Genomic DNA, 25859 nt, shown 5'->3' on the forward strand with positions numbered 1-25859 from the left:
CTGTGGATTACGGAAAAGCCGCGGCCGCGGGACATGCCAGCATGAGCCGTGCCCGAGCGCGTCGTCGTCGATACCGCCACGTTAGGGGCCCTGACGGACACCCTGACCCGCAGCGCAGGTCACCTCGCGGGTGTTGCGATCCCCGGTGTCGCGGAGCTACCCGGTTCTGCGCTGGACGGTTTGGTTGCACCGGAACGCGTCGCGGCTGAGGTGCACCGACTCGGCGCGGCTCTGCAGGATTGGGTTTGCTCGGTGCGCCGATCGGTAGACCAACTCGGCGCCGCCGACGACGCGACGGCACGGCGTCTCCCGCCCCGGTGAGCCCGCCGACCGTGTCGCAGGTGCTCGCCTGGCGACCGCAGGCGCTCATCGAACTGGCCGGCGCATGGGACGACGCCGCGGGCCGGCTTCAGGCCCAGGCGGACGCCGTCGACGACCAGGTGGCCGGCAGCGCCGGCGTGTTCACCGGTTCGGCCGCGGGCGCGGCCCGCGAGGCGATCGGCCCGACCACCGCGGGTCTGCGCGGGGTGTGCCGGGCGCTGATCCTGGCCGCCGCGCAGGCTCGGGACGCCGCCGAGGTCATCACCCGCTGTCGCGACCGGGTGCTCGAGGTGGTGGCGGATGCCCGGGACGGCGGACACGAGGTGCGCGACGACGGAACGGTGGCTCCCCCGACGGCACCGTCAAAGCTTCTGGTGGCGTGCAGCGGTGGTTCCGATGCGGTGGCGCGCACGATGCTGGACGTCCGGGCGGACGAGCTGACTCGCGTTCTTCAGGGGGCATTGTCGGCGCTCGGCGCCGCCGATGCCGCGGCGGCCACCGCGATCGACGCGGCGTTCGATGCCACTCCGGCCGAGCCGGCACCGGTTCGGCCGGCAGCGGCCACAGGCAATCCGGTGGCCGACTGGCCGCACCTGAGCCAGGACGCGATCTCCGCGGCGGTCGCGGGGATGTCCGACACCGACCGGCAGCGGCTGATCGAGTCCAGGCCTCACGAAGTGGGCAACACCGATGGTGTTCCGTGGGAGACCAGGATCGCCGCCAACCGGATCAACATCGCCGATGCGATCCTCGACCAACGCCGTCGCATCGAGGTGCCCGACGAGGTGAAGCTGCGCGCCGCCGTCGCACCGACGCTGGAAGCGGCTGACGCCGAACGACTTTGGGCTGCGTTGCACGCAGACCCGAGAATGCGCGCCGCGGCGATCGACGCCTACGACCACGACGCGCGCAGCCGCATCTCGTACTACGAGAGCCTGCTCGCCGACGTTCCCGACCCGGTGGACCGTAACCGGCGGGTGCCCCGCCAGATCCTGGCCTTCGACCCCCGGCGCGAGAGCTTCATCGAGTTGTCCGGCGATCTGACCCGCGCGCACGCACTCGCGGTGCTGGTGCCCGGGCTCAACACCACCTTCGACGGCGCAGCCGACGACGTCGCGACGGCGCGGCGCTTCGTTGCCGGATCCGCGGGTGACGTCGCGATGATCACCTATCTGGGTGGGCCGTTCCCGACCGGTCAGTTGCTCGCCGGGGTGGCCGATGCCGTCGATCCGCGTTATGCGCTGAAGATGGCGCCACGACTGGTGGCGTTCAGCGAAGACGTCGAACGGCGCGCCGGGTCGATGCCGGTGACCTACCTGGGCCATTCGTACGGCGGGTCGATCCTGGGCACGGCCGAACATTTCGGACTGACCGCCGACCGGGTGATCTATGTGGAGGCCGCGGGCGCCGGTGTGGGCGTTCACGATCCGTCGGACTGGCATAACCGCAACCCCGACGTGCTGCGGTTCTCCCTGACCGCGCCCGGCGATCCGATCGGCTTGGTGCAGGGCATCCCGCTCGGGCCGCACGGGGCCGACCCCGACCGGTTGCCGGGTGTGATCCCGCTGGCCGCCGGCCGCAACCTGACCGGCGGACCGATGGGCGGACTGTCGTCGCACAGCGATGTTCTCAACGAACCCTCCGACGCGTGGCACAACATCCTGGCGGTCATCACCGGCGACCGGGAACATATTCGGGTCGGCTGAGCCGGCTACGCCACCGGGTAGTCCGGCAGTACCGGTTTGCGTGGGCCGGCGCCGGCGGACCGTGACGCAACCGATGCCAGGGCCGTGGCCGGCGGACTCGCCGCGGCACGCGCGACGCCATGCACCGCCGCGATACCGATCCGGCTGCGCGGGTTGGCAATTCGTAGCACTCCGGGACGGACGACAGGCGCCGAGGCCGCGAACGGCTTCATACGGTGTTGGTATCGGTCCAGGGCCGCCGCATGGTCGGCGGTGGCGGCCAGTTCGCCGGCAAGGATATAGGCACCGATCAGCGCCAGGCTGGTGCCCGCACCGCCGAACGTGGCGTTGCAGAACGCGCAGTCGCCGAGCAGGCCGATGCGGCCCTTGCTCCATGAGGGCACATGAACCTGGCCGGCGACCGAGAAGTACATCGGTGCACCGGCTTCGAGCTCGCGCAGAATCCGCGGAGCGGCACCGCCGACGTCGGCGAAAGTCTTGCGCAGGATCGTGATCTGGTCACCCGGATCGAGATCCTCGATACCGCGGACATCGGAGATGAACGTCAGGATGGCTCTGGTGGTGCCCAGGTTGTCCGGGCGCAGGTGCACACCACGGGATCGAGTTGCGTGCTGCCAGTTCCACCACTGGTCGTCGCTGTCGGACCGAGGGATGGTGGCGTACGCGAAATACATTCCCAGATCGGTGACCTCGATGGAGCTGACGAACCGGCGGGAGCGGGAGCGCAGGCCTTCGGCGACGATCAGGACGTCGGAGTCGAGCACACTGCCGTCGTCGAGCACGGTGGTGACGTGGTCGCCGTGGTCGGTGACGTCGGTGATCTGGGTGCCGAAGCGGTAGTCGGTCTGACCGTGCGTGCGTTCGATGAGAATCCGCGACAGTTCACCGCGCAGGATCTCCAGTTCCGCGGTCGGGCCGTCGGGGCTGCCGGGGGCGCCGACCGGAAAGGAGGCCGCCGCCGTGCCGGCAGCGGTGACGAACCGGGTTCCGACCTCACCGGTGTTGGCCCGGCGCACCTCGTCTTCGATGCCCATCCTGCGCACGACTTCCCGTGCGGCGCCGCGGATATCGACGTTCTGGCCCTCGTCCCGGCGCTGGGGGTAGCGTTCGATCACCGTGGTCCGCCAGCCGCGCGCGGTCAGTTGGTCGGCCAGTGCAGGTCCGGCGATTCCCGCGCCGGAGATGACGGCGCGTGGGCTCAGGAGGTGGCCTCTGCGGGCAACAACGCCTCCAACGCCGAACCGGTGATCCGCCGGAATGCCCGTCGCGGCCGGTTGGCGTCCAGGATGGCCACCTCCAGGGTGGCCGGGCCCAGCACCCGCGGCTCGGCCGGCGGCGTGCTGCTCCCGCTTGCGCCGGTGCCGTTGATACCGGCCCGCAACGCTTCGACGGCGATACCGACCGCATCCTTCAGCGGCGCGTTCTCGGAGTAGGACTCCTTGAGCGCGGTGATGATCGGCTCCGTGGTGCCACCCATGACGACGAAGTGTGGTTCATCGGCGATCGAGCCATCGTAGGTGATCCGGTACAGCTCAGGGGGTTTCGTTTCGCCGTAGTGGGCCACCTCGGCCACACACAGCTCCACCTCGTAGGGTTTGGCCTGCTCGGTGAAGATCGTTCCGAGGGTCTGCGCGTAGACGTTGGCGAGCTGGCGGCCCGTCACGTCGCGACGGTCGTAGGCGTACCCGCGGGTGTCGGCGAATTGGATGCCGCCGCGGCGCAGGTTGTCGAACTCGTTGAACCGGCCCACGGCGGCGAAGCCGACGCGGTCGTAGAGCTCACTGATCTTCTGCAGCGACCGCGACGGGTTCTCCGCAACGAAAAGCACCCCGGAGTCGTAGGCCAGCACAACCACGCTGCGGCCCCGGGAAATGCCTTTGCGCGCAAGCTCGGAACGCTCGCGCATCGCCTGCTCGGGCGAGATGAAGTATGGGAAGCTCACTTAGTCCACCCGCGGTGCTTCGTTGCTGGGTCCCGTGCCGGGCCCGAATGTGTTTGTCGTGGAACGTTTTTCGATCACCTCGCGCGCAAGCGCGGAGATCCGCTCCTCGGAGACATCGACGGCACCCTCGGCCTCGATCGTGACGGCCGTCGGGTAGATACCGCGCACCAGGTCCGGACCGCCGGTTGCCGAGTCGTCGTCGGCGGCGTCGTAGAGCGCCTCCACAGCGGCCCGCAGCGCCGAATCCGCGTCGGTGACACCGGAATAGAGCTTCTTGATCGACGACTTGGCGAACAGCGAACCGGACCCCACCGACTGGTAGCCCTCTTGCTCGATGTTCCAGCCACCGGCCGCGTCGAACGACACGATCCGTCCTGCCGCTTCCGGATTCGGGTCATCGAGGTCGTAGCCCACCAGCAGCGGCAGCGCGACGAAGCCCTGCAGTGCCGCACCGAGATTGCCGCGCACCATCGTCGAGAGACGATTCACCTTGCCGGGGAACGTCAGCGGGACGCCCTCGACCTTCTCGTAGTGCTCCAGCTCCACGGCATACAGCCGGGCGAACTCGACGGCGATCGCGGCGGTGCCGGCGATACCGGTGGCCGTGTAGTCGTCGGTGATGTACACCTTCTGCACATCCCGGCTGGCAATCATGTTGCCCTGGGTGGCGCGGCGATCGCCGGCGATCAGCACACCGCCCGGATACCTCAGCGCGACGATCGTAGTGCCGTGCGGCAGCGCGTCACCGGGCAGCGCACCGCTCGCGCCGGTGCTGGTCGGCAACAGCTGAGGTGCTTCCCGCCGGAGATAGTCGGAAAACGAGGAGAGATCGGTCAGAGGTGAACTGGTGGCAAGGCGATCAGAGAACGGCCAGGTCACTGTCCGCCCTTTTGCACGTATGCACGCACGAAGTCCTCAGCGTTCTCTTCCAGGACGTCATCGATCTCGTCCAGCAGATCATCGGTCTCCTCAGCGAGCTTGTCGCGACGCTCTTGCCCGCCGGCACCGGTGCTGCCGAGGTCGTCATCCTCGCCGCCACCGCCGCCACGCTTGGTCTGCTCCTGAGCCATCGCTGCCTCCTGCTCGTGATGCGTTCTTCCACCCTACCGGTCGAGACCGATATTGCTCCGTCTAACGAACGTCAGGTCGTCAGTTGTTCCACGAGTTGCACTGCGCTGTCGACCGAATCGAGAAGCGCGCCCACATGGGCTTTGCTCCCGCGCAGCGGCTCCAGGGTCGGAATCCGCACCAGCGAATCACCGCCCAGGTCGAAGATCACCGAGTCCCAGCTCGCCGCCGCGATGTCGGCACCGAAGCGGCGCAGGCATTCACCCCGGAAGTACGCCCGAGTGTCGGTCGGCGGGTTGTCGACGGCGTCGATCACTTCCTGCTCGGTGACCAGACGCTTCATCGAGCCGCGCGCCACCAACCGGTTGTACAAACCCTTGTCCAGCCGGACATCGGAGTACTGCAGGTCCACCAGATGCAGTCGCGGGGCCGACCAGCCGAGGTTCTCGCGCTGCCGGAAGCCCTCCAGCAGCCGCAGCTTCGCCGGCCAGTCCAGCAGCTCGGCGCACTCCATGGGATCCCGTTCCAGCAGGTCAAGGATGTGCGCCCAGGTTTCGACGACCTGCGTGGCCTGCGGATCGGGGTCGCGCGCGTCGACCAGCTTGGCCACCCGGTCCAGGTAGATCCGCTGAATGGCCAGCGCGGTCAGTTCACGGCCGTCGGCCAGCGCCACGGTGGCCCGCAGCGACGGGTCCCGGCTGACCACATGGACCGCGTGCACCGGCCTGGCCAACGCCAGATCCGACAGGTCGAGGCCGTATCGGGGCCCTTCCTCGATCAGGTCCAGGACCAGCGAGGTCGTTCCCACCTTCAGATACGTCGAGGTCTCGGCCAGGTTCGCGTCGCCGATGATGACGTGCAGCCGGCGGTACTTGTCCGCGTCGGCGTGCGGCTCGTCGCGGGTGTTGATGATGCCGCGCTTGAGGGTGGTCTCCAGGCCGACCTCGACCTCGATGTAGTCGGCGCGCTGGGACAGCTGAAAGCCCGGTTCGTCCCCGGACGGCCCTATCCCGACGCGGCCGGAACCGGTTACCACCTGCCGGGACACCATGAACGGCGTCAGGCCGGAGATCACCGCCGAGAACGGCGTCTGACGGCTCATCAGGTAGTTCTCGTGCGACCCGTAGGACGCGCCCTTGCCGTCGACGTTGTTCTTGTACAGCTGGAGTTTGGCCGCACCGGGCACGCTGGCCACATGCCGGGCCGCGGCCTCCATCACCCGTTCTCCGGCCTTGTCCCAGATCACGGCATCCATTGGGTCGGTGACCTCGGGAGCCGAGTACTCCGGGTGCGCGTGATCGACGTAGAGCCGGGCGCCGTTGGTGAGGATCATGTTCGCCGCCCCCACCTCGTCGGCGTCGACGATCGGCGGCGGCCCCGACGAGCGGCTCAGGTCGAATCCGCGGGCGTCGCGCAGCGGCGACTCCACCTCGTAGTCCCACCGCGTGCGCTTGGCACGCTGGATGCCGGCGGCCGCGGCGTACGCGAGCACCGCCTGGGTCGAGGTCAGGATCGGGTTGGCGGTCGGATCGGAGGGCGAGGAGATGCCGTACTCCACCTCGGTTCCGATGATCCTTTGCATGGCCGCCAGCCTAGCGGCCGGTGTTGCGCGCCTGACGCGTGGACGGTGCCACTTCCGGCTAGGGTGACCTGACCCGAAAGCCCACATCGGAGCCGCGCAACGATGACATCTCCGGACCGCTACGCCGAAGAACGCTGGTTTCTCGTTCGCGGTCTTCCGGCGGTGGTGCGGCGCGGCGCACTGCTGCGGCGGATCTGGGGCCGATCGGCACCGGCGCTGGCCGGAGTCGCCGTCTTCGCCGCCAACTCCATTCTGGTGGTGACGCTGTCGGGCAAGCACACCATCGACATCGACGGCAGACCGACGGTCGCCGAGGGATTCCTGCTGGCCCTGATCGTGCTGGTGCTGCCGGTGGCGGGACTGGTGGGCTGGCTGGTATCGCGGATCGAACGCCCGCTGGCACGAGTCGTGGCCGCCGACATCTCGGTGGCGGTCGCGCTCCTCGGGTGCGTCTTCGGCGGCCCGAGTCCGCGCATCATGGTGAACCTCCTGCTGGTGGGGATCTCGATTGCCGTGATCGTCGTGGCGACCGCATCGGGTGTCGGCTCGATCGCCGGCTGGGCTGCCCGGGACACCATGTCGAACCTGGCGCTCGCCAGCGGCATGTTCGTCCGCGCACTGCCGGTCGTGCTGCTGACGTTCCTGGTCTTCTTCAACACCTATGTGTGGCTGATGGCGGCGATCGTGAGCCGCGAACGACTGTGGCTGGCCATCGGATTCCTGTTCGCGATCGCCGCCGCGTTCCTGGTGTCGAGCACCCTGGAACGGGTCCGCCCGATCCTCGGCGCGACGGCCGCCGCCCCCGAGGACGCAGACCGGCTGGCCGGCACGCCGTTCGAGGGCATCGCCGACGAGCCCGGCGTCGATCCGCTGTCGCGCACCGAGCGGGCCAACGTGGTGTTCGTGGTGGCGGCTTCGCAGGTCGGCCAGGTGCTGACGGTCGCGCTGGCCACCGGAACGATTTTCTTCGTACTCGGACTGATCGTGCTCAGCCCGCCGCTGCTGGCGTCCTGGACGCGTGACAGCGGGCGCACTGACGGCCACATCCTCGGCATGACGCTGCCGGTTCCCGACCCGCTGATCCAGACGACCATGATGCTGACCGCGATCACGTTCATGTACCTGGCGGCCAAGGCCGTCACCGACAAGGAGTACCGCGCTCAGTTCCTCGACCCGCTGCTGGCCGAGCTCCGGCTCACCCTGGTGGCGCGGGATCGCTACCGCTCGTCGCGGCGGGGACGCTGATATGGCGACGGCCGCCGGCCGCGATGTTCACGAGTGGTTCCTGGCCCGCGGCCTGCCACTGGTCCTGACGCGACGGGTGCGCTCGCGACGGCTGATCGCCCGGTCGGCGCCGGTCGTCAGCGGTATCGGAGCGCTGATCGCGGTGACGGCCTTGACCGCCGATGTCAGCGACGGTCAGGTGGAGATCGGATCCGTTGTGCGGCTGGGAATCATGGCCGTCGTGCTGACGGCGGCACCGTTCGTGCTGTACCTGCTGCACCGCGCGGGCACCACCCGCAGCGAGACGGGTCGGCGCAGCGCCGCCCTGTTGGTGATGGCGTTGTTCGTGATCGGCTTTCCGCTGGTGGACCAGGGCTGGACCGGGCTGACCGCGGCCGAAGTGGCCGGGTTCGGGGTGATCGCGCTTGTCGCCATCTGGCTGACCTATCTGGGTATCGGGTCGATTGTCCTGTGGGCGTTCCGATTCGCGTGGCTGCAGTTCGGGGCGCTCGGAACGCTGATGAGTCGCGCGCTACCGCTTCTGATGCTGACCGTGGTGGTGTATTTCACCGGCGAGTTGTGGCAGCTGTCGGCCCGCATGACACGTGAACGCCTCTGGCAGACAATCGGTTTCCTGGCCCTGGTGGCACTGGTGTTCATGGTGGTGACCATTCGCGACGAGGTGTCGGCACTGCGTGAGGACCGCTCGGGTCCGCGCGACACCGCGGCGTTGCTGGCCGGCACACCTCTGGCCACCCGGACCGACCCGATGCGCACGCCGTTGTCGCCGGCCGAACAGGTCAATGTCGTCGCCGTCATGGTGGTCGCCCAGGCGATCCAGGTGGTGTTCTTCACCACCGGACTGTTCGCGTTCTTCCTCGCGCTGGGCACCATCGCGATTCCCGACGATGTCACGGTGCTGTGGTCTGCCGAGCAGTCCTGCCCAGTGGGCCAACCCCCCTGCGCCGGAACATGGTTCGGCATCCATGTGCCGATACCCCAGACCGTGGTGCACACTTCGTTGTTCGTGGCGGTACTCTCCGGGCTGTACTTCACCGTCAGCACGAGCGTTGACCCGCTGTACCGGCAGCGGTTCTTCGATCCGTTGGTCGCAGACGTCGCCGTCAGTCTCGCCGGCCGCGACGCATATCTGGAGATGGAGGCAAGCGATGACCGAGCGCGATGACGTTTTCGACAAGCGGTACGGGGAGGTGCTGCTGGTTACGGCCGGCGCCGACGGACCGGAAGCGGCCGTCTACAACAGCTTTCCGCTCAACGACTGCCCGGCCGAGCTGTGGGACAAGCTCGACGCCGAGGCCATCGCCAAGGAGCACGGCGCGATCGCCGCACTGCTCAACGGACCGCGGCACTGGCTGATGAGCACCATCGACAAGGTGGCGCCAGCGCGCCAGGAGACCGAGACCTTCGGCGGGATCGACATGATCAAGCAAGCCACGGTCAAGCTGTCATCGATGAACCCCGCGCCTTACACCGTCAACCATGTCGACCGCCGAACCGTGTTCAACTTCGACGCCGGCCGACCGGTTTTCGAACTCGTCGACCCGCAGGGGCAGCGCTGGGTCATGCAGACCTACAGCAAGGCGGTGGACCGCGACCTCGACCTGCCGGGCCTGCCGGAGTTGGCCGCCCGGCTGGATCTGCCCGAGGGATGGCGTTACGAGACGCGCACCCTCACCGAGCGACTGAGCGTCGACACCACCACTCGCGACGCCCACGTAACCCAGGACAGCCTCGGCAACAGCTACAGCCTGGAGTTTTGAGCCGCCGTCGCAAACTGACGGTGGCGACGATAACGCTGCAGTAAGGCTCACCTGCGTCATACACTGCCGCCATCGTGCGCTGCCGATGTCGGCGAAGGTGTGCGGTATCGGGGCGAAAGGACACACCATGAAGAAACTCGTGATCACCGGCATCGCCGCGGTGGGACTCGGTTTGGGCCTCGCCTCACCGGCGCACTCGGACGAGGATTCCTTCGTCACGACGCTGGCCAACGACGGCTGGCATGGACCGGTCGAGACCGCGGTCGCGCTGGGACAGCACATCTGCAGCGACATCGCCACCGGCGTTCCGCAGGCGACCACGTTGCAGACCATCTCGGACAACACCACTGACGGCGTCGAGCCGAAGGATGCGGCCTTCTTCTACAGCGCCGCCGCCACCCAGCTCTGCGGGCACTGACGACGCGAGCCTGGGCCGGTACTCCTACAGGTACTGGCCCAGGTTCGACTCGGTGTCGATGGCCCGGCTGGCACTGCTGCTCTTGCCGGTGACCAGCGTGCGGATGTAGACGATCCGCTCGCCCTTCTTGCCCGAGATCCGGGCCCAGTCATCGGGATTCGTGGTGTTGGGCAGGTCCTCGTTCTCGGCGAACTCGTCGACGATCGAGTCGAGCAGGTGCTGGATCCGCAGCCCCTTCTGCCCGGTCTCCAGGACCGACTTGATCGCGTACTTCTTGGCCCGGTCGACGACGTTCTGGATCATCGCGCCGGAGTTGAAGTCCTTGAAGTACATGACCTCTTTGTCACCGTTGGCGTAGGTGACTTCGAGGAATCGGTTGTCGTCGATCTCCGCGTACATCCGGTCGACGACCTTCTCGATCATGGCCCGGATGCACAGTCCGCGGTCGCCGCCGAACTCGGCAAGATCGTCGGCGTTGACCGGCAGGTCCTCGGTGAGGTACTTGCTGAAGATGTCCAGTGCCGCTTCGGCATCCGGCCGTTCGATCTTGATCTTGACGTCGAGGCGGCCGGGCCGCAGGATCGCCGGGTCGATCATGTCCTCGCGGTTGGAGGCGCCGATCACGATGACGTTCTCCAGCCCCTCCACACCGTCGATCTCCGAGAGCAGCTGGGGCACGACCGTCGTCTCGACATCGGAGCTCACGCCGGTGCCACGGGTACGGAAGATCGAGTCCATCTCGTCGAAGAACACGATGACCGGCGTTCCCTCGGAAGCCTTTTCGCGGGCCCGCTGGAAAATCAGCCGGATATGCCGTTCGGTCTCGCCGACGAACTTGTTCAGCAGTTCGGGGCCTTTGATGTTGAGGAAGTACGACTTCGCCTCGCGGGCATCATCGCCGCGAACCTCAGCCATCTTCTTCGCCAGCGAATTGGCCACGGCCTTGGCGATCAGCGTCTTACCGCACCCGGGCGGGCCGTAGAGCAGCACACCTTTGGGCGGACGCAGCGCGTATTCGCGGTAGAGCTCTTTGTGCAGGAACGGCAATTCGACCGCGTCGCGGATCTGTTCGATCTGGCGAGTCAGGCCGCCGATGTCGCTGTAGGCGACGTCGGGCACCTCTTCGAGAACCAGATCCTCGACCTCGGCCTTGGGAATCCGCTCGAAGGCATACCCGGCCTTGGTGTCGACCAGCAGCGAGTCGCCCGGGCGCAGCTTGCGCGGACGCAGATCGTCGTCGTCGAGTTCCTCGGCCACGTCGGCGGGCAGATCCTCGATCGCGACCAGCGGTTCGGCCAGCCACACGATCCGCTCCTCGTCGGCGTGCCCGACGACGAGCGCCCGATGACCGTCGGCGAGAATCTCGCGCAGCGTGCTGATCTCACCAACCGACTCGTAATTGCCGGCCTCCACGACGGTGAGCGCCTCGTTGAGGCGGACCGTCTGGCCCTGCTTGAGCGACTTGACGTCGATGTTGGGCGAGCAGGTGAGTCGCATCTTGCGACCGGAGGTGAACACGTCGACGGTGTCGTCCTCGTGGGATCCCAACAGCACGCCGTATCCACTCGGCGGCTGACCGAGTCGGTCGACCTCTTCACGCAGAGCGAGCAACTGCTGACGGGCTTCCTTGAGGGTGTCCATCAGCTTGGCGTTGCGCGACGCCAGGGAGTCGATGCGTGCCTCGAGCTGATGCACATCACGGGCACTGCGGGCGCCGCCCTGTGCACTCATGGCGTTCTCCAGCTGATCGCGCAGTGCTGACGCCTCGCGGCGCAGCTCTTCTAGTTCGGCGGCGTCTTCGCCGGACAGCTGGGGTTCTTGTGCCTCGCTCATGTTGCGCTCCTTTCCCACACCGAGAGTTGGCGCGGTGGATACCTCAACGCTACCGGCCCAACCTCGATCATGTGCGTACGGGGAATTTCGACACACTGGCAACACTGTTAATCTCTCTAATGAGTCGGGCAGATCGAGAGGACAGCCGTGACCCTGAAAGTCCTAGCCACGGGCGTTGCCGCCGCAGCGATCATCGGCGGCGTTGCCGCAGGTGTGACTTCGGTTGCATTCAGCTCGCCGGTGCCCGCACCGGCCGTGCAGCCCGTCGTCTTCGGCGCACCGATGCCGCAGACGCCGGCGCCGGAGCTCCAGAGCCAGCTTGTCGAGACCCTGAACGGCCTGCAGGGCGGCGGATCGTTCTCCGGCTCCAAGGCCTCCTACATCCAGTTCGGCCTCGGCCGCTTCGAGGGCATCGCCGCAGACCGCGCGTTCAACAACGCGTCGGCCAAGGGCCTGCTCCCGCTGAGCTTCAACGTCGCCGACATCGACCAGGAAGGCCCGACCGCGACGGCGAATGTCACCGCGACCGCGCCCAACGGTCAGACCGCGACCCAGAGCATCCAGTTTGTGGAAGGCCCCAGCCCCAGCGGCTGGCAGCTGACCAAGCAATCGGCGCTATCGCTGATGCAAGGAGCCGGCTGAGCCACCGCGGGATGCGCCACCCGTTTCTCGTAGGTCTGAGCGCCGTCACGATCGTGGCGGCGCTCAGCCTCTCGGGGTGTTCCGACCACGTCGAGCCGAAGTCGGCGCAGAGCCCGTTCGAGCAGTCATCGACGCCGCTGGCGCCAGTTGAGCACGATGCAGCTCCGCTGCCGGCGCCCGACGCGCTGACCGATGTGCTGTATCGGCTGGCCGATCCGGCGGTCAAGGGGTCCGACAAGCTCCAGCTGGTCGAGTCCACGACGCCGGCGGACGCCGCGACCATCGACAAGTTCGCGGCGGCATTGCGCGACGGCGGGTTCACCCCGCTGACGTTCACCGCCTCCGAGATCCGGTGGTCCGATCGCCGTCCCGGGGATGCGCTGGCATCGATCAACGTGACGACCTCGAACCCGGCCAACCCGGGAAACTTCACGTTCCCGATGGAATTCCGCCTGGACCAGGGCAACTGGCAGCTTTCTCGCGAGACCGCTGACATGCTGCTGGCATTCGGCAATGCCCGTGGCGGCGCGAGCCCGGCGAGCCCCACACCGACGCCCTGAATGTGGATCGGCTGGCTGGAATTCGACGTCCTGCTCGGTGATGTCCACTCGCTGAAGGAGAAGCGGGCCGTGGTGCGGCCGATCGTCGCCGAACTGCGGCGCCGCTTCACGGTGGCGGCGGCTGAGACGGGTTCGGCGGATCTGCATCGCAGGGCCGGCATCGGAGTTTCCGTGGTCGCCGGCGAACGGGCACACGTCGTCGACGTCCTCGACGCTGCGGAACGGTTGGTGGCGTCACGCCCCGAAATCGACCTGCTGTCGGTGCGACGCGGGCTGCACCGCAGCGACGACGACTAAGGCGCGAGCTTCTTGCGGCGCAACGGGGTCGGAGTGACCGTGCCGGGGGCCAGCCGCCGAGCCGAGATCAGGAACGCGGTGTGACCGCGCATGTTGTGCTGCGGGCGCACCGCCAAACCGACGACGTTCCACCCGCGTTGCAAGGATTCCCAGGCCCGGGGTTCGGTCCAGCACTGCTGTTCGCGCAGCAGCTCGACGGTTTTGGACAGCTGGGTCACGGTCGCCACGTACACCATCAGCACCCCACCGGGGATCAGCAGCCGGGCCACGGTGTCGAGTACGTCCCAGGGCGCCAGCATGTCCAGCACGACGCGATCGACTGACGCCTCGGCCAGGTCGGAATCGACGATGTCGCCGATGATCAGCCGCCAGTTGTCCGGATCCTTCCCGAAGAACGTGGCCACGTTGCGCCGAGCGTGCACGGCGTGGTCGTCACGCACCTCATAGGAGATCACCTCGCCGTCGGGGCCGACGGCACGCAGCAGGGAGCACGTCAGCGCGCCGGAACCGGCGCCGGCCTCCAGGACCCGGGCGCCCGGGAAGATGTCGCCCTCGTGGACGATCTGGGCGGCGTCCTTGGGGTAGATGACCTGGGCGCCGCGGGGCATCGAGAGCACGTAATCGATGAGCAGCGGGCGCAGCACCAGGAACGCGTCGCCGTTGGTCGACTTGACCACACTGCCCTCGGGCAGGCCGATCACCGCGTCGTGCTCGACAGCCCCCCGGTGCGTGTGGAACTCACTGCCCGGGTTGAGGACCATCGTGTAGTGCCGGCCCTTGGCGTCGGTGAGCTGGACACGGTCTCCGACGACAAAGGGGCCGGTGCGGCGCGGAGCGGGATCGTCGGTCACAGCCGTTCAGCCTGCCACAGCGGACTCGCCGCAGCGCATACCGTCACCTTGTCGGCACACCGTCCTAGGCTGCAGTTATGTCTGATCAGGTGCTGCAGGCGTCGCGTCCCGCGTTGTCGCCGTCGCGGGCCGCCGACTTCAAGCAGTGCCCGCTGCTGTACCGCTTCCGGGCCGTTGACCGGCTGCCGGAGCCGCCGTCGACCGCTCAGTTGCGCGGTTCGGTGGTGCACGCCGCCCTGGAGCAGCTCTACGGTTTGCCGGCCGCCGAGCGGGGCGCGGACACGGCCTTGTCGTTGGTCGACCCGGCTTGGGAGCGGGTGTTGTCCGAACACCCGGACTTCGCCGGCGATGTCACCGACGAGCAGCGCACCCAACTCGTCGCGGAGGCGCGCGCCCTGCTGATGGGCTACTACCGGCTCGAGGACCCGACCCGGTTCGACCCGCAGAGCTGCGAGCAGCGGATCGAGGTCGAACTGGCCGACGGGACACTGCTTCGGGGTTTCGTCGACCGGATCGACGTTGCCGGCACGGGTGAACTCCGGGTCGTGGACTACAAGACCGGGAAAGCACCCCCGGAGGCCAGGGCGCTGGCGGAGTTCAAGGCGCTGTTCCAGATGAAGTTCTACGCCGTCGCGCTGTTGCGTTCACGCGAGGTGCTGGCCAGCCGGTTGCGGCTGATCTATCTCGCCGACGGTCAGGTGCTCGACTACTCCCCTGCGCTCGACGAGCTGCTGCGCTTCGAGAAGACGTTGATGGCGATCTGGCGCGCCATCCAATCTGCCGGTGTGACAGGCGATTTCCGACCCAATCCCTCGCGCCTGTGCAACTGGTGCAGCCATCAGGCGCTCTGTCCGGCGTACGGCGGCACACCGCCGCCGTACCCGGGCTGGCCCGGACAGATCGGCGGTGAGCCGGCCGCATGATCGGCTGTTACTTTCGGCGCCTCGGAACCGACGGCGACGCAGAGCTTTTCGCGTCCACCGACGACACCCGCAGCAACTGGAATTTCGACATCCAGCATGGGTCGCCGCCGTTGGCGTTGCTGACCAAGGCGATCGAGGCGAAGCTGTTCGACGGTATGCGGATCGGCCGGTTGACCCTGGACATTCTGGGGGCAATACCGATCACCGAGATGCGGGTGCAGGCACGGGTTGACCGGCCGGGCAGCCGCATCGCGATGTTGTCGGCCGAGATGTCTGCGGAGCGCCCCGACGGACCGCCGCGCGCCGTGGCCCGGGTGACGGCATGGGCGCTGGCGACCTCAGATACCGCTGACGCCGCAACCGACCGCTATCCGCCGCTGATCGAGGGACCGACCGCACCGCTGGAGCTGCACTGGAAGAACGCGCGGGGATACATCGAGTCGGTGGAATGGCGGCCGCAGTACGACGGGTCCGACAGCGGCACGGTGTACTGGATGTCGCCCATCTCCAATCTGGTGGACGACGAGCCCACCACAGCGCTCGAGCGGCTCGCGATGGTGGTCGACTCCGCGAATGGCATTGGCGCAGCGATTGATCCGGAGAAGTTCATCTACATGAACACCGACACCGCGGTACATCTGCATCGCGCGCCGACGGGTAGGGATTTCGGCGTGCGCGCTCGCGGGTCGATCGGGCCGGACGGGATCGGGGTGACCACCGCAGAGTTGTTCGACCGCGACGGGTTCATCGGGACTTCGGCGCAGACGTTATTGGTGCAACGACGGTAGCCCCCCTATATCCGCTTGCGTCTATATAGACGTAGTGCAATACTCGGAGACGTGGACGTCTTCGAGGCAGTCGCCGAACCGAATCGCCGGGTGCTGTTGGATACCTTGGCCGCCGGTGATCGCACCGCCGGGGAACTCGTTGCGGCACTCCCGGATCTGACCCAGCCCTCGGTGTCGCGGCATCTTCGCATCCTGCGGGAAGTCGGACTTGTCGAGGTTCGCCCCGACGCGCAACGCCGGATCTATGCGCTGCGCGCCGACGGACTGGTCGCGATCGACAGCTGGATCGAGCAATACCGTCAGTTCTGGTCCGGTCACCTCGACGCCCTCGAACGCCACCTGGACAAGACAGAGGAGAGCTCATGACCTCCCGCGAGGGCCGTCTCAGCATCGACAATGACCGGGCAACACTGACTTTCGAGCGGCGACTCCCCCACCCCGTCGAGCGAGTATGGAAGGCCATCACCGATCCGGAAGAGCGCGGCCAATGGATGGGCGACACCACTATCGACGCCCGCGAGGGCGGGACGATCGACATGATCCCGGCCGCACCGCCGATCCCGGCCGACCAGAAGCGGATGGCGGGCCGAATCCTGGTGTGGGACCCACCGCATGTCTTCGAGCACGAATGGAACCAGCGGATCGTCGAACCCGGCGTCGTCCGTTATGAGTTGGTCCCGGACGGGGACGGGACCCTGCTGAGATTCAGTCACCGCGGGCTAGGTGTGCGCAACGCCAACGGTTTTCGGCCCGGGACGCACGCCTACCTGGACCGCCTCGAGGCGTATCTGTTTGGGGCCGAGATACCCGATTGGCAGCAGCGCTACCGCGAGGTGGCCGAGAGCGCGTATGGAGGACAAGCATGGTGACACCGCACATGGTGGTGGCCTATCACTCCGGCTTCGGGCACACCGCAACGTTGGCGCAGGCCGTGGCGGGCGGGGCTGTAGCCGCTTCGGCACAGGTTCAGCTGATCGCGGTCGACACGGTCGGTGACGATGACTGGGCGGTGCTCGATGCCGCTGACGCAATCATCTTCGGTTGCCCGACCTATATGGGCAATGTGTCGGCCGGTTTTCAGGCGTTCGCCGAGCGCACCGGGCGGCGCTGCATGGCGGGCACCTGGCGCGACAAGGTGGGTGCCGGTTTCACCAACTCCGGGTCCAAGGCCGGTGACAAGCTGCAGACCCTCAGCGCGTTGGCGGTGTTCGCCGCCCAGCATCACATGCATTGGGTCAACCTCGGCCTGACCGCAGGCTGGAATACCAGCGCCGCAAGCGAATTCGATCTCAATCGGTTGGGTTTCTGGCTGGGCGCCGGTGCCTCGACCGACGTCGACGCCGAGCCGGCGGCAGTGCACGACGCCGACATCCGCACCTGTGAACACCTCGGCCGGCGAGTCGCCATGGTGACGCGGCAGCTGCTCGCCGGGCGGGCGTCAGAGGAGTTCTGCGCGGCCACCTAAAACGGTGGTACGTCGTCGTCCGAACGGGGTGATGCCGGTGGTCCCGCGGTCGAAGGTGTGCGTTCCGCCCGATTGCGGGCACGCTCGGCCGCGATCTGGTGTGCGCGATTCTGCCGTCGGGTTGTCCGCCGCCTCGGCATCATCACCGAGCGGTCACAGCGATGGACCGCGGGCTGCGGGATCTGCGGCGGACCCGTCGGCGTCATCAACCCCGGAAACAGCAGAACGCTTCCGGGTGTCGTCACGTAGGTCTCGCCATCGGGCAGCGTCCAGATCACCGTGCCGTCGGGCAGCTGTTGATCCTTCCAGCCCCAAAAAGTCTTGAGGATGTGGTGCTCTCGGCATAGGCATTTGAGGTTGGAGGCGTGCGTCGCGCCGTGCGGCCAGGGAACGGTGTGGTCGATGTCGCAACGGATGGCCGGCCGGTCGCAGCCGGGCGCGCGGCAGGTGAGGTCCCGTGCTCGCACGAAATCGGCAAGCGCACGCGAGGGGTGGTAGTCACAATCGGACAGCATGTCCACGGGAATGGTCACCGGACGCAGACGCGCCGCGGCCTTCAACTCGGCCAACTGTTCTGGCGTGATCAACTCGCCGCTGTCGAGCACGTAGGCAGGTTTGTTGGATGTGCCGTCGAGTGTGGACTGCTCGGCAACGACATGAATAACGACTGACCCTGCTGGCTTTTCCGTTGCGGTGCAATCGGCTTCGCCGCAGTCACAGGGAAGTCGGTCAATGCCGATACCCAGCGCACCCAACGCGTCGGCGCGACGCTGTCCCACCGTGCGCGGGTCGTTCTCGCACACGGACTTCGCAAAAGAGTTGAGCCGCTTTTCCAGCGCTGCCGCGTGGGCGGTGGACAGCCGTGCCGTCAAATCGACATAACCGTCACAGGACTCCCAAAAGGTGACGTCACGGTCACTGCCGCGATCTCTCATCCGCCGAACCGCGTCAGGGTCGTGCCGGACCACGAGGTCGTCGATCTCACTGGCGAGCTTTCCCCGACTCATGGACGGCCAGCGGGCAACTCGGGCGGCCAGGTCTGCATCGAGCTCAGCCATGGTGTCGGCGTCGGTGACGAGGTGGGTACGGAAGACGATCGTTTGATACAGCCTGCAGTCGATATCGCCGGCCTCGAAGACCGCAGCGACAGCAGGCAGCCGCAGCATGGCCAGCGCGTAGTTCATGTAGCTGTTGGCCTTGGTCAGGCTGAGCCGCAGCGCTGCGGCGACTTCGGCGCCCACAGTGGCCCAGGTGTCCACCGCCCAATCTTCCCGCTCGCCGTGGTCGAGGCGGCGCAGTTCGAAAAGGTCGGCGATCGCGCGCAGTCGAATTGCGGCCGCCTGATTCTCCAGCCGCGCCGCGTTCGTCAGCCTGTAGACCAGGGCTCGCGAGGCGTCGGTGTCCACCGGCTCGAACAACTTGCCTGGCCATTCATCGAACATGTGTTCGAGTATGCCAGACGGCTACGACACAAATGAGTTCAGCGAAGTTCAGTCGATTTCGTGAGTCGCGCTTCAGTCGCGATGGACTTCGACTCCCCAGAGCACGCGGCGTACGACTGTGCGGAATCCGCGAGGCTGCGAAGTGGGTGTGGGCTCGGCTGCGGCCTCTGGCTCAGGTTCGGGCTCGGGCTCGGCTGCGGCCTCTGGCTCGGGCTCAGCTGCGGCCTCCGGCTCGGGCTCGGCTTCAGGTTCGGGCTCGGCTGCGGCCTCTGGCTCGGGCTCGGGCTCGGCTGCGGCCTCTGGCTCGGGCTCAGCTTCCGGCTCGGGCTCAGGCTCCGGTTCAGCTTCGGGCTCGGGCTCGGCTTCAGCTTCCGGTTCAGGCTCCTCCGTATCGCCAACGGCGGCGGCATCTTCGGAGTCGTGCTCGGCTGCCACGGTCGCGGCGGCGGTAATACCCCCGCCCGTGGCTACGGCCACCAAGTCCTCGGCCATCCGCTCGGCGGGCGACTCCTCCTCGGGCTCCGCCGTCGGCTGCTCACCGCCGAGCGAGGCCGGGTCTTCGCGGCCCTTGGGCGCCAGCAGGATGTACACGATCGCGCCGATGAATACGAACACCGACGTGAACGAGTTCACCCGGATGCCCGCGATATGGGTGGCGGTGTCATCGCGCAGCAACTCCACCCAGAACCGGCCGATGCAGTATGCCGCCACATAGGCGGCGAACAGCCGGCCGTGTCCGATCTTGAACCGCCGGTCGATCCAGATCAGGAAGGCGAACACCAGCACGTTCCACACCAGCTCGTACAGGAACGTCGGCTGAACCACCGCAGCGACCTGCCCCGTCGACACCCCGTCCAGGGAATGCACATCAACCATCCCGGACGAGTCGCGCCGGTAGAAGATCTCCATCCCCCACGGCACGGTGGTCTCGCGACCGTACAGCTCCTGGTTGAAGTAGTTTCCGAGCCGGCCGATCGCCTGCGCCAACACAATTCCGGGCGCGATCGCATCGCCGAACGCGGGCAGCGGAATCCCTCGGCGCCGGCACGCAATCCACGCACCGACACCGCCGACGGCGACCGCGCCCCAGATGCCGAGGCCGCCATCCCAGATCCGCAACGCAGCACCGACACCTGCGCCGCCTTCGGCGAAATACGTTCGCCAGTCGGTCATCAGGTGATAGAGACGCCCACCGACCAAGCCGAAAGGCACCGCCCACAGGGCAATGTCATAGATGACGCCCCGCTCGCCACCACGGGCCGCCCAACGGCGATCACCGATCATCAGCGCCGCGATGATGCCGGCGATGATGCACAGCGCATACGCCCGAATCGGTACCGGGCCCAGATGCCACACGCCCTGCGGCGGACTCGGGAAATAAGCCAAGACGGTCGTCGTCACGAAGCGGACACCTTCTGTCGCACACCCACGGCCAACTCCTCGGTCAGCGTCCGCACTGCCGCCAACCCGTCGGTCAATGCCGACACCAGAGCCGAACCCACGATCACCCCGTCGGCGAAAGCCGCGATCTCGGCGGCCTGCTCACGGGAGCGCACACCAAGACCGACCCCCACCGGGATGTCGGAAACCTCTTTGACCCGCCGCACGAGCTCCGGCGCGGCGCTCGACACCGCGTCCCGCGCGCCGGTGACACCCATGGTCGATGCCGCGTAGACGAAACCCCGCGAGGCCTGCACCGTTTTGGCCAGCCGTTCCGGCGTCGACGACGGTGCGACCAGAAAGATCCGGTCCAGATCATGTGCCTCGGCGGCGGCGAGCCACTCGTCGGCCTCGTCGGGAATCAGGTCCGGCGTGATCATGCCCAGTCCCCCGGCGGCGGCCAGGTCACGCGACCACGCGTCGATTCCGTAGTGCAGCATGAGATTCCAGTACGTCATCACGACCGCGTGACCGCCGGCAGCGCTGATGGCCTCCACCGCGCGCAGGGTGTCGCGAACCCGGACACCGCCCTGCAGTGCGGCCTCGGTCGCCGTCGCGATCACCGGCCCGTCCATCCCCGGATCGGAGTACGGAACGCCGACTTCGACGATGTCGCAACCAGATTCGACCAGAGCCACCAGAGCGTCGATGGACACGTCGACGGACGGATAGCCGGTCGGCAGATACCCGATCAGGGCGGCACGGCCCTCGTCGTGGCACGCCGCGAACACCGAGCCCAGCCGTCCGGCCTGGGCGTGCTGGACGGTCATGAGGCTCCCGGGCCGGACTGGTCGAACAGCCCGAACCACTTGGCCGCCGTCTCCACATCCTTGTCGCCGCGGCCGGACAGGTTGACCAAGATGATCGAACCGGGGCCCAACTCGGCCGCCAGCTTCACCACACCGGCCACCGCGTGCGCCGACTCGATGGCCGGGATGATGCCCTCCAGCCGGCACAGCAGCCGGAACGCGTCCATGGCCTCGGTGTCGGTGATCGGTTGGTATTCGGTGCGCCCGATGTCCTTGAGGAACGCGTGCTCCGGGCCGACGCCCGGATAGTCCAGACCTGCCGAGATCGAATGCGACTCGATGGTCTGACCGTCCTCGTTCTGCAGCAGATACGAGTAGGACCCCTGGAACGCCCCCGGTGTCCCACCAGCGAAAGTCGCTGCATGCCTTCCGGTTTCGACACCGTCACCGGCCGCCTCGTAACCGATCAGCCGCACACCCACGTCGTCGATGAACGGGTGGAAGATGCCGATCGCATTGGATCCGCCACCCACGCAGGCGGCCACGGCGTCGGGCAGCCGGCCGGCCTGCGCCAGCATCTGCGCTCGCGCCTCGAGACCGATGATGCGCTGGAAGTCGCGCACCATCATCGGGAACGGGTGCGGCCCGGCGGCGGTCCCGAAGCAGTAGTAGGTGCTGTCGGCGTTGGTGACCCAGTCGCGGAAGGCGTCGTTGATGGCGTCCTTGAGCGTCTTGGAGCCGGACTCCACCGACACCACCTCGGCGCCCAGCAGCCGCATCCGCGCGACGTTGAGCGCCTGGCGGGCGGTGTCCACGGCGCCCATGTAGATCACGCACTCCAGACCCAGCAGCGCACACGCGGTCGCGGTCGCCACGCCGTGCTGGCCGGCGCCGGTCTCGGCGATCACCCTGGTCTTGCCCATCTGCTTGGCCAGCAACGCCTGGCCGAGCACGTTGTTGATCTTGTGCGAGCCGGTGTGGTTGAGGTCCTCGCGCTTGAGGAAGATCCGCGCCCCACCGAGGTGTTCGCTCAGCCGGACCGCCTCGTACAGCGGCGACGGACGCCCGGCGTAGTGGGTCTGCAGATTGTCGAGGCGATCCAGGAATTCCTGGTCCGTGCGGGCCTTTTCGTAGGCGGCCGTCACCTCTTCGATGACGGCCATCAGCGCCTCGGCCACATACCGCCCGCCGTACGCACCGAAGTGCCCCCGGGCATCGGGTTCGTGCAACGTCTGCTCGGCCACGGCCGCGCTCATGCGCGGCACGTTCGGAGTGGAGATATCAGCCACGACTCAGCGAGCGGGTTTCGGGCAGGACGGATGTGCTCCCGCGGTCACCAGGTCTGCGACGGCGCTGCGCGGGTCCCCGCTGGTGACCAGACCTTCACCGACCAACACCGCATCGGCTCCGGCGCCGGCGTACGCCAGCAGGTCACCGGTGCCCCGGACACCGGATTCGGCGACCCGGATGATGTCGGACGGCAGCCCCGGTGCGATCCGCGCGAAGCAGTCCCGGTCCACCTCCAACGTCTTGAGGTCGCGGGCGTTGACGCCGATGACCTTGGCTCCGGCCTGCAGCGCCCGGTCGGCTTCTTCCTCGGTGTGCACCTCGACCAGCGCGGTCATGCCGAGGGACTCGGTGCGCTCCAGCAGCGACTCCAGGGCCGGCTGCTCGAGCGCGGCGACGATCAGCAGCAGCATGTCCGCGCCGTGCGCCCTGGCCTCGTGAATCTGATACGGCCGGACGATGAAGTCTTTGCGTAGCACCGGGATTCGCACGGCGGAACGCACCGCGTCGAGGTCGGCCAGCGACCCGTGGAAACGGCGTTCCTCGGTGAGCACGCTGATCACCCGCGCGCCGCCGCTCTCATAGGCCCGAGCCAGCTCGGCGGGGTCGGCGATGTTGGCCAGCTGGCCGCGGGAAGGGCTGGCGCGCTTCACTTCGGCGATGACGGCGATGCCGGGCGCGCGCAGCGCGGCCAGTACGTTCAGCGGCGCCGGTGCGGCCTCCGCAGCGGCCTTGACCTCGGCCAGACTGATGATCGCCTCGCGGGCGGCAACGTCGGCGCGCACTCCCTCGATGATCGAGTCGAGCACGCTTGCCGAACTCATGGCTGCCGGATCCCTTCTCACGCCCTGGCGATCTCGCTTGCGTCGTCCAGTGAAGGGTAGTCGTATCGAGCCGCGCATCCGTCACCGACCCTCGGTGTCGGTATCACGATCGGTGGGATCGACACCTTCGTCGAGCGCATCCCACATGCCCCGCTCCGAAACGTCCGTATCCGTGTCCTCGCTACGCGCGGCGCTGCGGCGAACAGCCGGTGCCGCGTATTTGGCGGTGGCCTGGCGTCCGGACGCTGCCGAGCGCATCAACAGCACCGCGGCGACCAGCGCACATGCCGCCGCGCCGATGGTCAGCCCGGCGCCAAGGTACTGCCGGCCGCTGGCGACCAGCGTGTGCACCGGGATCTGGGCGAGTTCGGCGGCGCGCGGACCGACGTCCGGGGTTCGGATCAAGCTGACACCGAGGTAACCCAGCAGCAGCGTCACCACCGCCAGCAGCATCGCGACCGCGCGCAGACCCCATCCCCGGACCGCCAGACCGGCCACCGCGGCGGCCAGCAGCAGCACGGCCAACGGCAGCAGGGCGTTGGACCAGCCGGCGCCCGTCAGCGTCACCGTTTTGGGCTGGCCGAGACCGTCGAACGACGTCACCGACACCCAGGTGAGCCGGGAGGCCACCCACAACAGCACTGCCGCGACGACCAGCAGCAACTGTCCGATCCGGATCACGGGGCGCCCAGCGTCTCGGCGGCGGCGATCGCGTTCAGTACCGCCTTGGCCTTGTTGGCGGACTCGTTGTATTCGTAGGGACCGTTGGAGTCGGCCACCACGCCGCCGCCGGCCTGCACATAGGCGGTGCCCTTGCTCATCAGCGCCGTGCGTATGGCGATGGCGAAGTCGGCGTTCCCGGCGAAGTCCAGATAGCCGACGACACCGCCGTAGAGGCCGCGGCGGGTCTTCTCCACCCCTTCGATGAGCTCCATGGCCCGCACCTTCGGCGCACCGGTCAGCGTGCCGGCCGGGAAGCAGGCCGTCACCGCGTCCAGGGCCGTGCGGCCGTCGGCGAGCAGCCCGGTGACCGTCGACACGATGTGCATGACGTGGCTGTAGCGCTCGATGTGGCTGTAGTCCTCGACGCGCACGGTGCCCGGGACACACACCCGGCCGAGGTCGTTGCGTCCGAGGTCGACCAGCATCAGATGCTCGGAGCGTTCCTTCTCGTCGGCCAGCAACTCCTTCTCGAGCAGCTGGTCTTCCTCCTCGGTCTGGCCGCGCCACCGGGTCCCGGCGATCGGATGCGTTGTGGCCCAGCCGTCCTTCACCGTCACCAACGACTCCGGGCTGGAGCCGACGATCGAAAACGCCGTTCCCCCAGCGTCATCCGGCACGTGCATGAGATACATGTACGGGCTGGGATTGGTGACGCGCAGCATCCGGTACACGTCGAGCGGGTCGACGGTGGTGTCGATCTCGAAGCGCTGCGAGGGCACCACCTGGAAAGCCTCGCCGGCCTCGATCTCCTTGACCAGGCGCTCGACGATCTCGCTGTACTCCTCCATCGTGCGCTGGGAGCGGTGCCGGGACTGGGGGCGGGAGTAGGTCGCCACGGTCGACGACAAGGGCTGCCCGAGCGCCCGGGTCATCACGTCGAGGCGCGCGACGGCGTCGTCGTAGGCCTCGTCCACCCGCTCGTCGGTGCCGTTCCAGTTCACCGCGTTGGCGATCAAAGTGATCGTGCCTTCGTGATGGTCGACGGCGGCCAGATCGGTGGCCAGCAGCAGGAGCATGTCGGGCAGGCCGAGGTCGTCGGTGACAATCTCGGGCAGCCGCTCGAGTCGGCGGACGAAGTCGTAGGCGAAGAACCCGACCATCCCGCCCGACAGCGGTGGCACACCGGCCAGCGATTCCGTGGACAGCAACGCCATCGTCTCGTGCAGGGCCTGTAGCGGATCGCCACCGGTCGGGGCGTCCTGCGGGGTGGCGCCCAGCCACACGGCCTCGCTGTCACGCACGGTCAGCGCCGAGGGCGCACCCGCCCCGATGAACGACCAGCGTGACCACGACCGGCCGTTCTCAGCGGACTCGAGCAGGAATGTTCCGGGCCGGTTGGCCGCCAGTTTCCGGTACGCCGACAGCGGTGTCTCGCTGTCGGCGAGCACCTTGCGGATCACCGGCACCACGCGGTGTTCGGCGGCCAGCGCACGGAACTCCTCACGTGTGGTGATGGCGGCGAGGTTGGATTGCACGGGTACATCCTCCCAGACCCGTCGGGCCGCATTGACCGGCGTAGCCTGCACCCATGAAACGTGGAGACCGGGTTGCGGACTTCGAACTGCCGGACCAGACCGGCACCGTGCGCTCACTGACCGAATTGCTGGCCGACGGGCCGATTGTGCTGTTCTTCTACCCCGCCGCGATGACGCCGGGGTGCACCAAGGAAGCGTGTCATTTCCGCGACCTCGGCTCGGAGTTCGCCGCACTCGGAGCCAGCCGGGTGGGCATCAGCACCGACCCGGTGGACAAGCAGGCCCGGTTCGCCGACTCCCAGAATTTCGACTACCCGTTGCTGTCCGACGCCGACGGCGCGATCGCCACCGCGTTCGGCGTGAAGCGCGGACTGCTGGGCAAGCTGATCCCGGTGAAGCGCACGACGTTCGTCATCGACACCGATCGCACGGTGCTCGAGGTCATCTCCAGCGAGGTCAACATGGATGCCCATGCGGACAAGGCGCTGGAGGTGCTCAAGACGCGTTGAGCGCACCCT

At 67.6% G+C, this 25859-nt stretch carries 29 protein-coding genes; 15 read left to right on the forward strand and 14 right to left on the reverse strand.

The genetic code is table 11. The features are described 5' to 3' along the window. Nucleotides 1-48: 48 nt before the first annotated feature. Nucleotides 49-321 (forward strand): DUF7162 family protein, encoded by a 273-nt coding sequence (locus CRM90_RS30245; protein ID WP_142391374.1) that lies wholly within the window; start codon nt 49-51, stop codon nt 319-321. Further along, complete coding sequence (locus tag CRM90_RS14480; RefSeq protein WP_102807642.1) at nt 318-2027, forward strand: alpha/beta hydrolase; 1710 nt, start codon at nt 318-320, stop codon at nt 2025-2027. Before CRM90_RS30245 ends, CRM90_RS14480 begins: the two co-directional genes overlap by 4 nt. 5 nt (nt 2028-2032) lie before the next feature. On the opposite strand, the gene CRM90_RS14485 is transcribed toward CRM90_RS14480, so the two are convergent. From CRM90_RS14485 to dop, 5 genes are all read right to left on the reverse strand, one after another. Continuing rightward, complete coding sequence (locus CRM90_RS14485; protein ID WP_502693275.1) at nt 2033-3286, reverse strand: FAD-dependent monooxygenase; 1254 nt, start codon at nt 3284-3286, stop codon at nt 2033-2035. Continuing rightward, nucleotides 3226-3969: a proteasome subunit alpha gene (prcA, locus tag CRM90_RS14490; RefSeq protein ID WP_102807644.1), complete on the reverse strand. Its 744-nt coding sequence runs from the start codon at nt 3967-3969 to the stop codon at nt 3226-3228. Before prcA ends, CRM90_RS14485 begins: the two co-directional genes overlap by 61 nt. Then, nucleotides 3970-4848, reverse strand: coding sequence for a proteasome subunit beta (prcB, locus tag CRM90_RS14495; RefSeq protein WP_102807645.1), 879 nt, complete (start codon nt 4846-4848; stop codon nt 3970-3972). It lies immediately after the preceding gene. Next, nucleotides 4845-5039, reverse strand: coding sequence for a ubiquitin-like protein Pup (locus CRM90_RS14500; protein ID WP_036337615.1), 195 nt, complete (start codon nt 5037-5039; stop codon nt 4845-4847). Before CRM90_RS14500 ends, prcB begins: the two co-directional genes overlap by 4 nt. Before the next feature lie 71 nt (nt 5040-5110). Next, nucleotides 5111-6619, reverse strand: a complete 1509-nt coding sequence (dop, locus tag CRM90_RS14505; protein ID WP_102807646.1) for a depupylase/deamidase Dop — start codon at nt 6617-6619, stop codon at nt 5111-5113. Nucleotides 6620-6721: 102 nt separating this feature from the next. Here dop and CRM90_RS14510 point away from each other — a divergent pair, with 102 nt between their 5' ends. The 4 genes from CRM90_RS14510 to CRM90_RS14525 all read left to right on the forward strand — a co-directional run bounded on the left by CRM90_RS14510 (nt 6722) and on the right by CRM90_RS14525 (nt 10042). After that, nucleotides 6722-7864 (forward strand): hypothetical protein, encoded by a 1143-nt coding sequence (locus CRM90_RS14510; protein WP_102807647.1) that lies wholly within the window; start codon nt 6722-6724, stop codon nt 7862-7864. A 1-nt stretch (nt 7865) separates the two neighbouring features. Then, nucleotides 7866-9029 carry a hypothetical protein gene (locus tag CRM90_RS14515; protein ID WP_102807648.1) on the forward strand — a complete coding sequence of 388 codons (1164 nt, stop codon included), beginning with the start codon at nt 7866-7868 and terminating at the stop codon, nt 9027-9029. Continuing rightward, entirely contained in the window at nt 9013-9624 is a 612-nt protein-coding gene (locus CRM90_RS14520) for a hypothetical protein (protein WP_102807649.1), read from the forward strand. The genes CRM90_RS14515 and CRM90_RS14520 overlap by 17 nt, the downstream gene beginning before the upstream one ends. A gap of 127 nt (nt 9625-9751) precedes the next feature. Next, nucleotides 9752-10042: a DUF732 domain-containing protein gene (locus CRM90_RS14525; RefSeq protein WP_158249019.1), complete on the forward strand. Its 291-nt coding sequence runs from the start codon at nt 9752-9754 to the stop codon at nt 10040-10042. A 24-nt stretch (nt 10043-10066) separates the two neighbouring features. Here CRM90_RS14525 and arc read toward each other — a convergent pair whose 3' ends face one another. Further along, nucleotides 10067-11875, reverse strand: a complete 1809-nt coding sequence (gene arc, locus CRM90_RS14530; RefSeq protein ID WP_199189901.1) for a proteasome ATPase — start codon at nt 11873-11875, stop codon at nt 10067-10069. Nucleotides 11876-12022: 147 nt separating this feature from the next. Here arc and CRM90_RS14535 point away from each other — a divergent pair, with 147 nt between their 5' ends. From CRM90_RS14535 to CRM90_RS14545, 3 genes are read left to right on the forward strand one after another with little or no spacing between them, the layout of a single operon-like run. Continuing rightward, on the forward strand, nt 12023-12517 hold the full coding sequence (locus CRM90_RS14535; RefSeq protein WP_102807651.1) for an MTB12 family secreted protein: 495 nt from the start codon (nt 12023-12025) through the stop codon (nt 12515-12517). Between the two features lie 11 nt (nt 12518-12528). Then, on the forward strand, nt 12529-13077 hold the full coding sequence (gene lppK / locus CRM90_RS14540) for a lipoprotein LppK (protein ID WP_102807652.1): 549 nt from the start codon (nt 12529-12531) through the stop codon (nt 13075-13077). Next, a complete protein-coding gene (locus CRM90_RS14545) occupies nt 13078-13374 on the forward strand; it encodes a DUF503 domain-containing protein (protein WP_102807653.1) in 297 nt (98 codons plus the stop codon). Here CRM90_RS14545 and CRM90_RS14550 read toward each other — a convergent pair. Next, nucleotides 13371-14225, reverse strand: coding sequence for a tRNA (adenine-N1)-methyltransferase (locus tag CRM90_RS14550; protein ID WP_102807654.1), 855 nt, complete (start codon nt 14223-14225; stop codon nt 13371-13373). The two genes, CRM90_RS14545 and CRM90_RS14550, sit on opposite strands and share 4 nt — an antisense overlap. 77 nt (nt 14226-14302) lie before the next feature. Between CRM90_RS14550 and CRM90_RS14555 the strand changes: the two genes are divergently transcribed. The 5 genes from CRM90_RS14555 to CRM90_RS14575 are packed head-to-tail and all read left to right on the forward strand — an operon-like array spanning nt 14303 to nt 17401. Continuing rightward, nucleotides 14303-15148 carry a RecB family exonuclease gene (locus tag CRM90_RS14555; protein ID WP_102807655.1) on the forward strand — a complete coding sequence of 282 codons (846 nt, stop codon included), beginning with the start codon at nt 14303-14305 and terminating at the stop codon, nt 15146-15148. After that, nucleotides 15145-15936 (forward strand): thioesterase family protein, encoded by a 792-nt coding sequence (locus CRM90_RS14560; protein WP_102807656.1) that lies wholly within the window; start codon nt 15145-15147, stop codon nt 15934-15936. Before CRM90_RS14555 ends, CRM90_RS14560 begins: the two co-directional genes overlap by 4 nt. A gap of 51 nt (nt 15937-15987) precedes the next feature. Further along, entirely contained in the window at nt 15988-16302 is a 315-nt protein-coding gene (locus CRM90_RS14565; protein ID WP_102807657.1) for an ArsR/SmtB family transcription factor, read from the forward strand. Continuing rightward, a complete protein-coding gene (locus tag CRM90_RS14570) occupies nt 16299-16805 on the forward strand; it encodes an SRPBCC family protein (RefSeq protein WP_102807658.1) in 507 nt (168 codons plus the stop codon). The genes CRM90_RS14565 and CRM90_RS14570 overlap by 4 nt, the downstream gene beginning before the upstream one ends. Next, nucleotides 16799-17401, forward strand: a complete 603-nt coding sequence (locus CRM90_RS14575) for a flavodoxin family protein (protein ID WP_102807659.1) — start codon at nt 16799-16801, stop codon at nt 17399-17401. Before CRM90_RS14570 ends, CRM90_RS14575 begins: the two co-directional genes overlap by 7 nt. Here CRM90_RS14575 and CRM90_RS14580 read toward each other — a convergent pair. The 7 genes from CRM90_RS14580 to CRM90_RS14610 form a co-directional block, all read right to left on the reverse strand. Continuing rightward, a complete protein-coding gene (locus CRM90_RS14580; protein WP_102807660.1) occupies nt 17398-18843 on the reverse strand; it encodes an HNH endonuclease signature motif containing protein in 1446 nt (481 codons plus the stop codon). The two genes, CRM90_RS14575 and CRM90_RS14580, sit on opposite strands and share 4 nt — an antisense overlap. Before the next feature lie 72 nt (nt 18844-18915). Then, nucleotides 18916-20244 (reverse strand): prolipoprotein diacylglyceryl transferase, encoded by a 1329-nt coding sequence (lgt, locus tag CRM90_RS14585; protein ID WP_102807661.1) that lies wholly within the window; start codon nt 20242-20244, stop codon nt 18916-18918. Continuing rightward, complete coding sequence (gene trpA, locus CRM90_RS14590) at nt 20241-21053, reverse strand: tryptophan synthase subunit alpha (protein ID WP_102807662.1); 813 nt, start codon at nt 21051-21053, stop codon at nt 20241-20243. Before trpA ends, lgt begins: the two co-directional genes overlap by 4 nt. Next, entirely contained in the window at nt 21050-22288 is a 1239-nt protein-coding gene (gene trpB, locus CRM90_RS14595; protein WP_370506707.1) for a tryptophan synthase subunit beta, read from the reverse strand. The genes trpA and trpB overlap by 4 nt, the downstream gene beginning before the upstream one ends. A gap of 36 nt (nt 22289-22324) precedes the next feature. After that, entirely contained in the window at nt 22325-23143 is an 819-nt protein-coding gene (gene trpC, locus CRM90_RS14600) for an indole-3-glycerol phosphate synthase TrpC (RefSeq protein ID WP_102807664.1), read from the reverse strand. 81 nt (nt 23144-23224) lie between these two features. Next, nucleotides 23225-23824, reverse strand: a complete 600-nt coding sequence (locus tag CRM90_RS14605) for a TIGR02234 family membrane protein (RefSeq protein ID WP_102807665.1) — start codon at nt 23822-23824, stop codon at nt 23225-23227. Continuing rightward, entirely contained in the window at nt 23821-25341 is a 1521-nt protein-coding gene (locus CRM90_RS14610) for an anthranilate synthase component I (RefSeq protein ID WP_102807759.1), read from the reverse strand. The genes CRM90_RS14605 and CRM90_RS14610 overlap by 4 nt, the downstream gene beginning before the upstream one ends. A 53-nt stretch (nt 25342-25394) precedes the next feature. On the opposite strand from CRM90_RS14610, the gene CRM90_RS14615 reads away from it, so the two are divergent. After that, complete coding sequence (locus tag CRM90_RS14615; protein ID WP_102807666.1) at nt 25395-25850, forward strand: peroxiredoxin; 456 nt, start codon at nt 25395-25397, stop codon at nt 25848-25850. The last annotated feature ends 9 nt before the right edge of the window (nt 25851-25859 follow it).

Source organism: Mycobacterium sp. ENV421, assembly GCF_002887815.1.
In the GTDB taxonomy this organism is placed as follows: domain Bacteria; phylum Actinomycetota; class Actinomycetes; order Mycobacteriales; family Mycobacteriaceae; genus Mycobacterium.

Bases quoted from the DNA above. Each gene is read 5' to 3' on its own strand.
- CRM90_RS14500 (WP_036337615.1), bottom strand. From the start codon at position 5,039: ATGGCTCAGGAGCAGACCAAGCGTGGCGGCGGTGGCGGCGAGGATGAC.
- dop (WP_102807646.1), bottom strand. From the start codon at position 6,619: ATGCAAAGGATCATCGGAACCGAGGTGGAGTACGGCATCTCCTCGCCC.
- CRM90_RS14510 (WP_102807647.1), top strand. From the start codon at position 6,722: ATGACATCTCCGGACCGCTACGCCGAAGAACGCTGGTTTCTCGTTCGC.
- CRM90_RS14515 (WP_102807648.1), top strand. From the start codon at position 7,866: ATGGCGACGGCCGCCGGCCGCGATGTTCACGAGTGGTTCCTGGCCCGC.
- CRM90_RS14520 (WP_102807649.1), top strand. From the start codon at position 9,013: ATGACCGAGCGCGATGACGTTTTCGACAAGCGGTACGGGGAGGTGCTG.
- CRM90_RS14525 (WP_158249019.1), top strand. From the start codon at position 9,752: ATGAAGAAACTCGTGATCACCGGCATCGCCGCGGTGGGACTCGGTTTG.
- arc (WP_199189901.1), bottom strand. From the start codon at position 11,875: ATGAGCGAGGCACAAGAACCCCAGCTGTCCGGCGAAGACGCCGCCGAA.
- lppK (WP_102807652.1), top strand. From the start codon at position 12,529: ATGCGCCACCCGTTTCTCGTAGGTCTGAGCGCCGTCACGATCGTGGCG.
- CRM90_RS14545 (WP_102807653.1), top strand. From the start codon at position 13,078: ATGTGGATCGGCTGGCTGGAATTCGACGTCCTGCTCGGTGATGTCCAC.
- CRM90_RS14555 (WP_102807655.1), top strand. From the start codon at position 14,303: ATGTCTGATCAGGTGCTGCAGGCGTCGCGTCCCGCGTTGTCGCCGTCG.
- CRM90_RS14560 (WP_102807656.1), top strand. From the start codon at position 15,145: ATGATCGGCTGTTACTTTCGGCGCCTCGGAACCGACGGCGACGCAGAG.
- CRM90_RS14570 (WP_102807658.1), top strand. From the start codon at position 16,299: ATGACCTCCCGCGAGGGCCGTCTCAGCATCGACAATGACCGGGCAACA.
- CRM90_RS14575 (WP_102807659.1), top strand. From the start codon at position 16,799: ATGGTGACACCGCACATGGTGGTGGCCTATCACTCCGGCTTCGGGCAC.
- CRM90_RS14580 (WP_102807660.1), bottom strand. From the start codon at position 18,843: ATGTTCGATGAATGGCCAGGCAAGTTGTTCGAGCCGGTGGACACCGAC.
- trpA (WP_102807662.1), bottom strand. From the start codon at position 21,053: ATGACCGTCCAGCACGCCCAGGCCGGACGGCTGGGCTCGGTGTTCGCG.
- trpB (WP_370506707.1), bottom strand. From the start codon at position 22,288: ATGAGCGCGGCCGTGGCCGAGCAGACGTTGCACGAACCCGATGCCCGG.
- trpC (WP_102807664.1), bottom strand. From the start codon at position 23,143: ATGAGTTCGGCAAGCGTGCTCGACTCGATCATCGAGGGAGTGCGCGCC.
- CRM90_RS14615 (WP_102807666.1), top strand. From the start codon at position 25,395: ATGAAACGTGGAGACCGGGTTGCGGACTTCGAACTGCCGGACCAGACC.